Source organism: Dellaglioa sp. CoH-55-MRSF-8, assembly GCF_056782195.1.
The window spans coordinates 154,330-168,338 of sequence record NZ_JBXAYH010000003.1 but is presented as its reverse complement, the minus strand read 5'-3'; the positions used below and the strand labels follow the sequence as shown (position 1 = coordinate 168,338).

General features: G+C 33.2%; 9 protein-coding genes. 1 reads left to right on the top strand and 8 read right to left on the bottom strand.

Going from position 1 to position 14,009, the window contains the following annotated elements; all coding sequences use genetic code 11:
* Positions 1-12: 12 nt before the first annotated feature.
* The 5 genes from AC1RPW_RS04540 to AC1RPW_RS04520 form a co-directional block, all read right to left on the bottom strand.
* A complete protein-coding gene (locus AC1RPW_RS04540) occupies positions 13-1,518 on the bottom strand; it encodes an ATP-binding cassette domain-containing protein (protein WP_481761508.1) in 1,506 nt (501 codons plus the stop codon).
* Between the two features lie 149 nt (positions 1,519-1,667).
* Entirely contained in the window at positions 1,668-2,873 is a 1,206-nt protein-coding gene (locus AC1RPW_RS04535; protein WP_481761627.1) for a CDP-glycerol glycerophosphotransferase family protein, read from the bottom strand.
* Between the two features lie 52 nt (positions 2,874-2,925).
* Positions 2,926-3,318 (bottom strand): glycerol-3-phosphate cytidylyltransferase, encoded by a 393-nt coding sequence (gene tagD / locus AC1RPW_RS04530; protein WP_481761509.1) that lies wholly within the window; start codon positions 3,316-3,318, stop codon positions 2,926-2,928.
* A gap of 61 nt (positions 3,319-3,379) precedes the next feature.
* Positions 3,380-4,492: an AI-2E family transporter gene (locus AC1RPW_RS04525; RefSeq protein ID WP_481761510.1), complete on the bottom strand. Its 1,113-nt coding sequence runs from the start codon at positions 4,490-4,492 to the stop codon at positions 3,380-3,382.
* A gap of 140 nt (positions 4,493-4,632) precedes the next feature.
* The gene (locus tag AC1RPW_RS04520; RefSeq protein WP_481761511.1) at positions 4,633-9,576 is read right to left on the bottom strand and encodes a CDP-glycerol glycerophosphotransferase family protein; all 4,944 of its coding nucleotides are present in this window, start codon (positions 9,574-9,576) and stop codon (positions 4,633-4,635) included.
* Between the two features lie 231 nt (positions 9,577-9,807).
* On the opposite strand from AC1RPW_RS04520, the gene AC1RPW_RS04515 reads away from it, so the two are divergent.
* A complete protein-coding gene (locus tag AC1RPW_RS04515) occupies positions 9,808-11,808 on the top strand; it encodes a hypothetical protein (RefSeq protein ID WP_481761512.1) in 2,001 nt (666 codons plus the stop codon).
* 72 nt (positions 11,809-11,880) lie between these two features.
* On the opposite strand, the gene hxlB is transcribed toward AC1RPW_RS04515, so the two are convergent.
* The 3 genes from hxlB to AC1RPW_RS04500 are packed head-to-tail and all read right to left on the bottom strand — an operon-like array spanning position 11,881 to position 14,005.
* Entirely contained in the window at positions 11,881-12,423 is a 543-nt protein-coding gene (hxlB, locus tag AC1RPW_RS04510) for a 6-phospho-3-hexuloisomerase (protein ID WP_481761513.1), read from the bottom strand.
* Positions 12,420-13,046 carry an orotidine 5'-phosphate decarboxylase / HUMPS family protein gene (locus tag AC1RPW_RS04505; protein WP_481761514.1) on the bottom strand — a complete coding sequence of 209 codons (627 nt, stop codon included), beginning with the start codon at positions 13,044-13,046 and terminating at the stop codon, positions 12,420-12,422. Before AC1RPW_RS04505 ends, hxlB begins: the two co-directional genes overlap by 4 nt.
* Complete coding sequence (locus tag AC1RPW_RS04500; protein ID WP_481761515.1) at positions 13,046-14,005, bottom strand: sugar kinase; 960 nt, start codon at positions 14,003-14,005, stop codon at positions 13,046-13,048. The genes AC1RPW_RS04505 and AC1RPW_RS04500 overlap by 1 nt, the downstream gene beginning before the upstream one ends.
* Positions 14,006-14,009: the final 4 nt, after the last annotated feature.

Sequence of the window (14,009 nt, the reverse complement as noted above, 5' to 3'; positions counted from 1 at the left end):
GTTAACTCACATTTATTTAGGTACTTTTATTTTTTGTCCTACATGCAAAAGATTTGATGATAATTCATTGATGTCCATCAATTGATCACTGGTTGTATCATTGGCAGTCGCGATACTTGATAAACTATCCCCACTACCTACCTCAAACATCTTCGTACTAATTTTACTGATACTTTCTTTCTTTTCACTACTTTCCTTCTTTTCACTACTTTCTTTTGCTGCTGACTCAGAACTAGCCACCCTTTCAGATGACTCTCTAGCTAGAACGGATTCACTTTCTGCCTTAGCTTTAGCAAGCGACTCATTCTGCCGCTTTTTTTCAGCAGACCGTTTGGCTGACTTGCTTGAAGCAGCTTTAGCTGATTTAGATTTAGAAGATGCCACCACTTTTTTAGAGACATCAGCTCTACTAATTGAGCTTGAAATTGCTATTTTTTTTGATTCACTTACAGACTTCTGACGTTGGGCGATTGAACTCGATTCTTGCTTGTCATTGTTCATTTGAACATACTTGGCAGAAACTGTTCCTATCACTGCTAAAATCAAAATACCAATAACCATCAAAGCTAGTTTACCGTGCTTTTTACCATTTTTCTTTTTTAAAAAATATTTTGTATCGTCAAATGCTTGTCCGTTATAAAAGGCATCTCTACGACGCAACTCAATTGATCGAGGCATATCAGGATCAAAATGCGTTTTTTTATATTGTGTATATAAGGTCTCTACACTAAATGATTTACGTTCTGAATCACGTTGTTTATCGTACTCACTTCGTTTCTCATCAGTCAAACTATCGTACCAAGCAACAAAATCTAAATAACTCATAACGACTTTTTCAGACTCACCGATATCCATCAGTTGACCGTTTTGAATCCAGGCAATTCTGTCTGTTAAGAACTCCATTTGTTGTAAATCTTGACTAGCAAGTACAAAAGTTTTGCCCTCTGTTTGTAGGCTTTTAATTTTATCAACCGTTTTTTGATAAAAAATATCATCTAATGCTGATAGAATACCATCTAAAATAATAATATCAGGTTCAATGAAGAAGGCCATTGCTAACTCAACTCGCGCACGCATATCGGGAGAGTAATCTTCAATTTTACTTTCTTTTAATACCCCTAAGTCAGCAAAATTTAAAACATTATTCAAAGTTTGATCACTATTTTTGTAATCAATCTTAGAATCAGTAATTGCTTCTTGAATATTTTGCACAGCCGTTTTATCGCGTTTTAATTGTGTCTCATATGATACAATCGTCGTGTGACCGGCCATCGTTAGAAAACCCGTTGTTTGTTTGGCTTTACCGGCTAGAATGTCAGATAACGTTGCTTTCCCTGAGCCACCCATGCCAATAATACCAAAAAATTCACCACGATAAATATCAAACGAGATGCCCCTTAAAGCCCAATAAATATCTTTCGAATCTTTATCAATTTTTCGATTTTTTTTACTTGTTATACCTTTTGTAACATACTCTAATCGAATTTTATAATCTTCCATTTTATCACCATTAATCATTCAGTTATTTTAATTCTCAATAATAACATGTATACACTTACGCTTATACAATTCTACCATTAATCACTAAAAATTAACATCTTATCCGATGTTATCAGTATTTATATTTTAAAAAATAAAAAGCATATCCTCCCAAAAGGAGAATATGCTTACTTACCTAAGATAATGTCAGAAACTTTTTGAGAAGCTTTTCCATTATCCCATTCAATAAATTTATTTTGAAAATCTTTAAATTGTTTTTCGTAACCAGGATAATCACCATTTTGCGTATAGACATCCAATTGTTTATAGAAATCTGGTTCTTTTTCTACGATTGGTCCTGGCGCTTCCATCTCAAAGTTGATATAAAAGCCGCGTAGTTCATCCCGATAATGTTCTAAATCATAACAATAAAACATCATTGGTCGATTCAAATTAGCAAAATCAAACATCACTGACGAATAATCCGTAATCATCATATCACTCATTAAATATAATTCAGTAATATTTTCATCTGCCATTATTTTAACACGATCTTCAAATCCTTCGATATTAATACTATTCTTAACTAAATAATGAGGCCGCATAATTAAAATAGTATCGTCTGATACATGTTGAAAGAATGATTCGAATGAAAAAGCCATTTCGAATTTATAAACACCCTGAGTATAAAAGCTATCATCACGCCATGTTGGCGCATAAAGAACCACTTTAGCATCTTCATTACCAAGATACGTTTTCTTTAAAGCTCTAATATCTTTTTCATTATTATCCGCATATAAAATGTCATTCCTTGGGTATCCAATATCCAAGGATTTATTTTTAAAAGCAAATGCACTTTCAAAAATTTGCTTTGAATAATGATTAGGCGCTATTAAATAATCCCAACGTGCTGTTTCCACTTTAAAATTAGCATGGTATAACGCTGTCGTTGTACCTGGCATTGAAACATTTTCAATATCCATTCCTAAATGTTTCAACGGTGTCCCGTGCCATGTTTGTATATATGTAGTCTTCGGATTCTTTTTCCACCAAATAGGTAATCTTGAATTAAAGACCCAAAATTCAGCCCTCGCCATTTTGATAGTCCAAGAAAATCCAAAGCGTTTAATTAAATTAATTTCCGGATATTGTTCTTTTAATTTAGTGTACATGCTTGGTTTAACGCTAAAATATAAAAGCTTCGCATTTTCTTCACCAAGATCTCGTCTAGTCTGCTTGTAAATGGCCATCGGGTTATCGTTAACATCGCGCCCATTAAAGCTTTCAAAGACAACTTGGTGTTTTTTAATTGAAAATTTAATTGTAAAATCATTTAACGTTATTAAAATTTGGCGACCAATCCGCTTAACCACTTTTTGGACTATTTTTTTAATTTCATTCATTATTTTGTTCTCCTTACTACAAAAGATAAAATAATAAAATATTTTACAAGTTCATCCCTAAATCTTTTTTAATTTTTGTTGTTGAAATACCATCTGTTCTTGGTAAGTAAATAACTTCACAGTAATCGCTTAAAAAGTCAAACTTACCTGCCCAATCATCACCCATCACAAATGTATCAATCTGATTATCGACGACGTCACTAATTTTTTGGTCCCATTCAGTTTCTGGAATCACTTCATCTACGTACTTAATTGCTTCTAAAATGAACTTACGATCTTCATATGATGTGTAAGCCTTTTTCCCTTTAATTGCGTTAAATTCATCTGTTGAAATACAAACTGTTAAATGGTCGCCCATTGCTTTAGCGCGTTGTAAAATACGTACATGACCCTTGTGTAATAAATCGAATGTTCCATAAGTAATTATTTTTTTCATGTTTTTGCTCCTCCGTCGTTATCAATAATAATTTATTTTATCATAAACTGTTATGACTGTCTTATTTTTCCTGCAATTGTCTAATATCGTAAAAGTATTTAATAACAACTTTTACAACAGCATATAAGGGAATTCCTAAAATCATTCCTAGAAGCCCAGCAATGTTACCAGCTACTAGTAATAATACAATAATCGTCAATGGATGTATATTTAATGATTTGCCTATAACATTAGGATAGACAAAATTACCATCAATTTGTTGGACAATTAACACAACAATCACGACAAAAATAACCATTTGAGTAGACTGTGTTACCGCAATAATCAGTGCTGGGAAAATACCAATATAGGGTCCAATATAAGGAATAATATTAGCAAGGCCAGCCACAACTCCTAGTAACAAAATATACGGCATACCAATAATTGAATAACCAATAGCGGTAAATACCCCAACGAAAATACATTCAATAGCTTGTCCACCAATGTACGCTGAAATTGTATCACCCATGCGGTCAAGTAACTCAACGAGCTCATCCCCATGTTTTTCTGGAACAAGTTTTTTAAGCGTTGGGACTAGTTTTTGACCATCTTTTAACATATAGAACAACATCACAGGTACTGTCAGTGCAACAACTGTCACACTCGTTACAACCCCAATCATTGATCCTATCGAGTTCGTCAAATTGGTTGCAATTGATTTGAAGTAGGTCCCAATAGAATTTTCAAACTGGTTTAAATAGCTAGTAAAATCAATTTCTTTAAACCAAGCATATTTATTTAAATGATTAAACGTATCTTTTGACGACTCACTAACTGCATTTGCATAATCTGGTAGGTTAACCACCAATTGACTTAGCTGACTGACTACTCTCGGAATCAGGTACCCTATTAAGGCAACTAAAAGAATTGCTAGGAATACAAATAGAATGGCAACTGACAACGTTCGAGAAAATTTGAATTTTTTGATTTTTATTTTCATTAAAAATTTAACGACCGGATTAAATAAATAAAATAAAAACCCAGATATAATAATCGGAATAAATAATGTGGAAATAAACGTTCCTATTGGACTAAAAATAAAACTTATTTTTGTACACATCCAAATTAACGAGGCAACGATTAATAATTCAAGTGACCAAAACATCAATTTAGACTTTTTTAATCTATCAAGCATCGATATGGTTCTCCTTTAATTTATGTATAGTAATTTCATTATACCGTAACCTGTCTAACAATTATAGCGTTTCACTTATCCTCATTATTGAACGATAAATTAATTCAAAAAAAAGACGCCAAATGGCGTCTTTAAACTGCTTAATTGATTACTTCACTTTTATCAATCCAACCGGTTGTCCCATCACTCATCGTGATAAACAGTAATGTCGAACCGACTTTATTTTTTTGAATAGGATCAATTAAATAACCCGTTTTATTCACGATACCTTCATTTGTAACTCTGGCATCAATATTTTTTACAAATTTATAATTTTTAGATCCATAAACCTTTGACCAAACTTCAGCACCATCTTGAACATGGACGGTCGTTTCTTCAACTACTGTTTCTTGAGCTTCATAAACGCGTCCATTCATGACAAAATCAACTAACCGTTCAGTTGCATGTCCATCATCCCAAGCATTATAAGTCGCTACAAATTGATCATAATTGTGATGGCGTTCATCCGTTGCAAATGCTCGTTTAATCTCAGTAATGACAGCATCTGTATCCTTAACGATTGGTCCTGGTACTTCTTTTTCGTAGTCAAAGTAAAAACCACGAATATCATTTGCATACTCATCTAAATCATATGCAAAGAAAATAATAGGACGTTTTAACGCTGCAAAATCAAAGAAAACAGATGAATAATCTGTAATCAACAGATCACTAATAAGATATAAATCATTAATATCTTCATAATCAGCAACGTTCAGCGCAAAGCCTTCATAATCAGTTAAATCTAATGAGTTAGCAATTAAATAATGCGTTCTAACAAGAACGATAATATCATCGCCAAGTTCTGCTTTCATCTTATCTAAATCAAGATGTAACTTAGCCGTGAAATAATCAGCTTTAACGTATTCATTATCTCTCCAAGTAGGTGCATATAGAATAACTTTTTTGTTTGGATTAATTTCTAAACTTGCTTTAATACGATTGATATCTGTCTGTGTATAATTCGTTAAAATATCATTTCTAGGATAGCCAGAATTAATCATTTGGTTACGGTTCAAACGGAATGCACGTCTGAAAATATCTGACGAATATTCATTTGGCGTAACAGAATAATCCCAACGATCAGAATCTTTTGTAACTTGGCTATGATATTTAGCAGCATCAACGCCAGGCATTGACCCTGTATTTACGTCAACACCAATCGTTTTTAATGGCGTACCATGCCATGTCTGAACAATTGTTGTACCTTCAGGTTTAACCCACCATAATGGTCGACGAACATTCGTAAACCAATATTTTGCTCGAGCTTGTTTGAAAATACCTTTAAATGAGAATCGTGTCACATAGGGAATATGATTTTCTTTAAAATAAGCAACATAATCCTGGTTCACATTCCAGTACATCTTATATTTAGGGTAACGGTCTTTCATGTATTCATAGATAGCTTTTGGATTATCACTATATTTACGACCAAAGAAACTTTCAAATATAATAATATCTTTCTTTGACATTTTACCGATAATACCAAATGCTTTTGGATACCATTTATTAAACTTAACGATCTTTTTAATTTTATTTCTAATTACTTGAACGCTTGGTTCTTGTGGTAATAAGTGATCGCTAATCATTGCTTCAAAAACTTGCTTTGAAGCATCCCCTTGACGACCATACGTACAAAATTTATCATAAAATTCAATCAATTGTTGCGCGTAGGTTGTCTGTAGATGATTAAAATCGCTTAATTCGTCAATTATTTTTGCCGTTGTATCCACAATTGGTCCTGGAACCGTACCATTATAATCGAGATAAACACCTCGTGTATCTTCTGTATAATCTTTTAAATCATATGCAAAGAAAATCATTGGTCGTTTAAGATGTGCGTAATCAAACATTACTGAACTATAATCAGTAATTAACGTATCCGCAATTAAATATAAATCTTCAACTGTTGGATAATTAGACACATCAAAAGTAAATCCTTCAAATTCAGTTAGATCAATTTTATTGGCAACGAAATAATGTAGCCTTACCAATAACACATATTCGTCACTCAATTTAGCTTGCATTTGTTTAATATCTAACTCAAAATCAAATCCGTCTTTATTTCGGTAGGTTGGTGCATATAATACGACCTTTTTATCCAATGGCATGCCAATAGATTCTTTAATTTTAAGGATATCAGTTTCATTATTCTTTTTATAAAGTACATCATTTCTTGGGAAGCCAGAGTGAACAACCTCTTTTTCAAAATTAAATGCGTGACTAGCTGTTTCATCCATATATGGCGAAGGTGAAACAAGATAATCCCAACGCTTAATTCGTTTCATGAAATTATTCTGACGTCCTTTTGAACCATCTTTGAAATAAGGTTCATCAAATCCCATCGTTTTCATGAAGGTTCCATGTAACGATTGAACTTCAACTTGTCCTTTTCGTTTTGCATATTGGTTAGGGAGGTTAGTATTTTCAATAAAATACTTAGCTCGCGCCATGTAATACCAATACTTTTTACTGAAGTAGCGAACTCGTTTACCATTGCCGGTTATTGTTGTATTCGGATCCTTGAATAACCAGACACATTCATAATCTGGCATGTTTTCTTGGACATAATCATAAATGGCTTTTTCATTACCATTGAAATAAGCGCCCCAATAACTATCAAAGACAATCGTTTTCTTCTTTAAAGGTAATAAACGTTGTAGCGGGTAATATAGTGAGAAGTTAATTGCCCGTTTTCGTTTGGTTGCGTCCTGCTTATCCCACGATAATTTTTGGTTTAAAACCAAAAAATTGTTTTTTGTTTCGTATAATGATGTTCTTGCTAAATGATTTGTACGACTTTCTAGCGTTTCTACACGTTCTGGTTCAGTTGTAATTTGCGAACGAACAACTTGGTCAGCACTATAAAAATCAAGATAAAGATTATATTTTGCTGCCTTAATGAAACTGTCTTGTTGTTCATTAATTAAATTCAAATTAACGATTATTTGACCGTTATCATCGACAGTAACGTCATTAAATTGATATTTATATTGTTCCTCTTGATCGATTACACGTAAAACAATTTTTTCTGCTGAACTTTGAAACAATGTATTTTCAGCGATTAATCGTAGCCGACTATTATCTAACCACTGGACATCCATTAGTTTTGAAAAATGTGGTGCGATATTTAGTCCAATCATTTCCTTCATATTCTTTTGAACGAGTAAACTATATTGTGCTATTTCATATTCTTGCGGTTTATCAACATGTTCAAACTCATAGCTTAATTTCAATTCTTTTTCATCAATTAACTGGAGTCTTTTTTGTGTTACAGAACTTAACTCGGCTACTTCAGTTATTGAGAATTCAAATTTCACTTGATGTTCACTAACATTTATTTTTTGTCCACTAATTTGAGGCGCAATTTCATCATCACTATTTTCAGTAACAATTAACTTCGTACTTTCAGGATTATTTAACCATGTAGAGACCACTAATTTACTATCATTCACACTAATATCTTGAATTAGATTAGCTTGAACATTTTTTTCCGTCTTTATTTCATTTGCTGTCAAAGTCATCGCATTAAAAGCTAATGCCCAGTCAAAACTAAAATCAGTTTTAATTTGATAATCATTACCAGAAAAAATATTACTTATAAATTTACGCTTAGGATTAGCTAAAAATTCCGTCACATTAATATTTTTAACTTGATAATTAACTTGTATTTTCCAAATGCCGTTTCCTAATATTTTGTATGCCTCTTGTTGATCAAATGACATTCTAAAATAACGATAGTTACGGTGCTTAAATAAATGACGACGACGCTTGACGGTTTCTCGTTCAAACGTAATTGGCATTTCTTTCCCATTTATAATGTTAATCAAATTAACCGTAAATTTTTCGTCTAATTTTTTTGTAACTTTCAATTGATTGAGTTGCAACCAACCCTTAATAACTATCTCACTTGTCATTTCATCAGAAAAAACATTTAAGATTCGTTGTTCGAATTTTTGTGATTGTCCCACATCAACCGCTTTAGCAACATCTAAAGAGATAGCCGGATCTTCATATTGATAGCGATTATTTTTTTCAACAATTTTTCCAATATTTCTACGACGATAACTATATTTTTTTAAGTCTTTAATATTCCCCTGTAACACAGCAGCATATTGAATTTGATTTTTAATTGATAATTGCTTAAATAATTCTGGATTAATCGTTCTAATAAGTAGGACTGTAATTTTTTGAAATTCTAATATGTAATCTTCTTCCGATTCTCGAATATCTTGCATTGATAGCGGAATATCAGTTGTTAATAATTTCAGATCAAATGCATCCATAACATTTTGAGTTGCCCCATATTTTTTCATGTATGAACGCGTTAACTCTAGCATTTCCAATCGGTCTTTATAATGTTGAATATCATTACCTCGACTTTGAGTGATAGATTTGCTATCACCTTCACGCCAACGCCATTCGTATACAATATCAGTAATAATATCAATATGGTTAGCCAATAAATGAGCTGCCATCATCACAGGAATATCTTCATATAACATTCCCACAGGGTAGCGCAAATTATTGTCGATAAACAAATTTAATCGATAAACTTTATTCCATGAAGTTGTGTCATAAACTAATTCTGGGTGTTCTGCAATTGATGTTTCATAAACAGTATCTTTAATAGCAAATTTATGAATGTAAGAACGTGAACTACGTTTAGAATTAAATCGTTTAACTGCACCAGTTGCCAAGTCTGAATCAGTCATCTTTACCGACCCCATCAAAAGACTGTATGCGTCAACTGGTAATAAATCATCCCCATCTACGAAGGCAATATATTCTCCGGTAGCGGCTTCAATTCCTGCATTTCTAGCAGCACTAGGTCCAGCATTTTCTTTGTGAATTGCTTTAATATTGTCAAAAAGTGATACATACCGATCCATAATTTCGGCAGTCCCATCAACTGATCCATCATCAACTAAAATAATTTCTAATTGTTCATAACTTTGGTTAAGAACTGATTCAATACTTTCTTCAATGAACTCTTCAACATTGTATCCCAAAATAACAACTGAGAGTAATCCATTATTTTTTGTCATTATTAATTGTATTCTCCTTAACAATTCTTTTGTCCAAATATCTAATAATTATATCATTCCTATTTATAATAATATATTTTTTTTATATTACATTCCATGGTATTTAACTGTTCCATAACTTTTTGATCAGTATTAATAACCCCGTTCCATTCAAATAATGAATTGGCCTATCAGTCATATTCATGTATAATTAGAAGGCACAAAATATATTTTATAGGGGAGTTCTAAATTATGAAAATCAGTAAATTCATTGGGATCACATTACTGTTTACAGCACTTGGCTTAGGGATAGCCAGTCACAGTACATCTAGCTCTGTCTCAGCAAAAGTTAAACTATCATCTTCAAAATACATTGCACATGCGCCTGTTAGAATTAAAACGAAAGCTTATAATGTTTATGCTTACCCTCGAACTTTAAATTCAAAATCAAAGTTCATGCACTATGGTTCAAGTTATCATTCAACAACTTTTTACATCACAAAAACGATTAAATTATCAGATGGAAAATCATATTCTTGGCTAGTTAATGGTGCTGGAAAAGCGTATGGCTATATAAATACCAAAGCCACAACCGTTTATGCATCTCCCAAAACAGATAAATCAGATAGTAACCATACACCTGTTAGAATTAAAACAAATGCTTATAATGTTTACAGTTATCCAAGAGCATTACACGGTGCTTCTACATTTATGCACTATGGTACTAGTTATCACTCAACCACTTTCTACATTTCCAAAAAAATTACAACGGCATCAAATGTAAGCTACTCAAAACTAACATATAGTGACGGAACTTTGTATGGTTATGTGAATACTAAAGCATTAACGAATTACGAAACCGTTAAAGATATCAAAACTTCTTCATCAAAAACTAAATATCGTATCACGTCTGACATCTCTAACATTCATAACGCACCACTAAACACTATTTATGGAAATAAAACAACACATTATTCAAAAAATTACTTCGATACTGATTTATATATCACCAAAACAGAAACACGAACACAAGATGGCGCTAAATTTTCATATGTTAAAACTGGGAAAAACGATCTCGGTTGGATTTATAGTGGCTATTTAGCAGCCTGGACACCTGCTACAGATGTTCTTGTTGATATGCATGATGGTAGCCTAGATACAGGCAATAAATTAGCAAATACTGCGGCTACTAATTTCTATCAAAAAAAGCCTAATTATTCTTCAGTTGATGCAACAACAAAATCAGGTAGTACTTATAATGCAACTGGTTCAAAACAATTTAAAACAAATTATTTCTTAACTGCTTCATATAAATCAAGTGGTGATTGGGGTAATATACAAGGATTTGTTATCAATGGTCACTACCTTTATGCATCAATCTCAACTGATTCGAAAAAAGGAACTGGTAAGATTGTCCGTTTTGATACTGATAAGATGAACGCATTAAATCTAAATAATAGTAAGGGATTTGGAGAATTATGGCAGGCTTTTTACTACCTCCGTCAATCGCAATCTCTTAGCTACTACAAAGCAAACTACCCTGCTTCAACTTATAAAGGTAAATATAATTTCTATGTTTCTAAATATAATGCATACAAAAAATATGAATCTATCATTAAAGTCGGTCCTGAATTCATAATAGGCCATGGTCAATCTTTAGATTATAAAACAAATGGTTCAAATAAAGGTCTCTACATGTATCGTGATACAAGCTCAAAATCACTTACTGAATCCGACACAGTAACTATTCAACATATCAATTCGTCAACGCTAGCACCTGATAACTATACTAATATGCAATGGAACGATGGTTATGGTAATTTTATGCAAAGTAATAATTTAACTTTTGCAGATAACAATAACTTCTATTCATACACAATGATTGGTAGCGGATCTGGTTCAGCCGGTAAGTATATTCGAATTTGGAAGGGATCTATAGATGCCGACAATAAAGTCACCGTAAAAGTCGTTGGACAATTAGCCAACCGGGTGGGTGACTCTCCACAATCAATTGCTTATAGTTCAAAAACAAATAAAGTTTACCTCGTAACAGATGACGCTTTTGTCGCTGTTAACGCTTCGAAATTAACAGTTGATAATAATCATAACAGTGCCTTAACAACAAATGATGTTTCGTATACCCGTATCAATTCTTCACGAGAAACTGAAGGGATGCAAATCATTAACGGTTACGCCTACATGTTATTTAATAGAACACCTGAGTTAATTAAGTCAACAACAGCCGGTTATTAATCAACCATTGTTGTAACTATAGTTATCCTAAAAAATAGCAACTACCATTTTAAAAATGATAGTTGCTATTTTTTATTCTAAATTACTATGGCTCGCCTTCGCCTGATCATTTGATACGTTGTCTCTACGACTTACCTTCAGCACTAATGCATCCAGAGCAATATGCACACTTTGATCAAATAGCGTACTCAATAATTGGATTGACTTTACACTATTATCAGCTTTTGTTGCACCAGGCACAACGACAACTGAGTTAGATACTTTCGCTAAAGGAGACTCGCCGTTACTTGTAAGCCCGACTACTTTAACGCCAATTTTCTTAGCACTTTCAGTTGGTTCAAGTACACTCTTAGTTGTCCCAGAGCCAGAAACAGAAACTAGCACATCCCCTTCTGCAATTGACGGTGTAATTGTCTCACCAATTACAAAGACCGTATAACCGATATGCATTAATCTCATTGCGAATCCTTTTGCCATTAACCCAGATCGCCCAGCACCTAAGATAAAAATTCTTTTATCTTTCGTAATTAACTTCTCAGCACCATTTAATTGGTCATCACTAACTTTAGCAATGACCGCGTTAATTTCATCCATTATTTCATCAAGTAAACTCATTTAATAACCTCCATAAATTTTTTTGCCATATCTAATGGTTTCTCATTATTCATTATTTTACCACCAACAATGATTCTTTCCACGATACCTTGAACAGCCAATCTTTTTGCCTGTTCAATATCAATACCACCGGCAACCGCGATTTTTTTTATATTTGGAAATTTAGCATGGAATTCAGCCACCGCTTTTACGGCATCAAAATCTTGATCTTTCTTATCATGTGAGTAATGTAATCCAAAAATGGCTTCATCAAATTTTTGTAATTTTTCAATTTTCGTCTCATCTACTTCCAATAAATCTATCAGAATGTTTTTTTTCTGATTAACCGTTAATTCATAAACTTGTTCAATCGTATCAATTGACGAACTTGCCATAACCGTTAACGTATCCGCGTTAGCAGAGAATCCCTTTTCAAATTCATAAACACCCTCATCAATTGTCTTTAAATCAAATAATACTTCTGATTGATTAACTTTTTCCGTAACAGATTTTAACGCATTTATCCCATAATCTTTAATCAAAGAGGTCCCAACTTCGATGACATTGACAACACCATCTAAGTAGCTGACGCTCTCCATAAGGTCTTCTAACGTAACGCGATCAATAGCGACTTGTAATTTCATTATTCCTGTACGCCTTCCTTTTTATAAAAATCCTGTAGTTCTTTAGGTGTTGGGTAGCCATCATTATCACCTGGTGTCTGAACTTGAAGCGCACCAACTGCATTTCCTCGTAAAACGGCTGACTCCATAGATTTGTTTTCCAATAATGCTGTAATAACGCCTAATGCAAATCCATCGCCTGCACCAACAGTATCCACAACTTTATCCACTTTGAAGCCTTTAATCGTTTTCATACTACCATCTGAATTTTTGATAAATGCACCACTTGCACCTATTTTAACAATTACCGTTTTTGTCCGTTTGCCTTTTAAATAAAAGTCGGCAATTTCTTCTGGATTATCACTGCCCATCAGAATTTTTCCTTCTTCAACACCTGGTAAAACAACATCTGCATAACCTGCCAGTTCATTAACGGTCGCAACCATATAATCTTTACTTTTCCACAATGTTGGTCGTAAATTAGGGTCAAATGTAATGAATTTTTGGTTATCCACAAGGCGTGTTAATAACGTTCTAAATGTTTTTTCGGCCACATCTGAAATAGCTGGGAAAATACCAGACATATGCGCTATTTTAACATCATCTAAATTTATTGCATCAATTCGATCACTTGTTAAATGAGCTGCAGCTGACCCTTTACGGTAATTAAAAGTCTCTGGGTCACCCGTTGATACGAGTTGTTTCAATTGATGCCCCGTCCAATGATTTTCACTTTCGCTAATATAATCGATACCCACACCATGTCCTGAAATAATACTCTTCGCGTATTGGCCAAAAGGTTCTGTTCCAACTCGAGAAACATATTCAACATCATGCCCTAAGCGTTTAACTCCGATCGCTACGTTTAATTCTGCGCCACCTAATATTTTCACATAATTAACTGATTCTGATAAGCTTTGATCCATATCTTTTGAGGCAAATGTAATGATTGGTTCGCCAATTGTTATAACTTCACTCATTATA

Coding starts and splice junctions, on each gene's coding strand:
- hxlB (WP_481761513.1), bottom strand. CDS start 12,423: ATGAGTTTACTTGATGAAATAATGGATGAAATTAACGCGGTCATTGCT.
- AC1RPW_RS04500 (WP_481761515.1), bottom strand. CDS start 14,005: ATGAGTGAAGTTATAACAATTGGCGAACCAATCATTACATTTGCCTCA.
- AC1RPW_RS04515 (WP_481761512.1), top strand. CDS start 9,808: ATGAAAATCAGTAAATTCATTGGGATCACATTACTGTTTACAGCACTT.
- AC1RPW_RS04540 (WP_481761508.1), bottom strand. CDS start 1,518: ATGATTAATGGTGATAAAATGGAAGATTATAAAATTCGATTAGAGTAT.
- AC1RPW_RS04525 (WP_481761510.1), bottom strand. CDS start 4,492: ATGCTTGATAGATTAAAAAAGTCTAAATTGATGTTTTGGTCACTTGAA.
- AC1RPW_RS04505 (WP_481761514.1), bottom strand. CDS start 13,046: ATGAAATTACAAGTCGCTATTGATCGCGTTACGTTAGAAGACCTTATG.
- tagD (WP_481761509.1), bottom strand. CDS start 3,318: ATGAAAAAAATAATTACTTATGGAACATTCGATTTATTACACAAGGGT.
- AC1RPW_RS04520 (WP_481761511.1), bottom strand. CDS start 9,576: ATGACAAAAAATAATGGATTACTCTCAGTTGTTATTTTGGGATACAAT.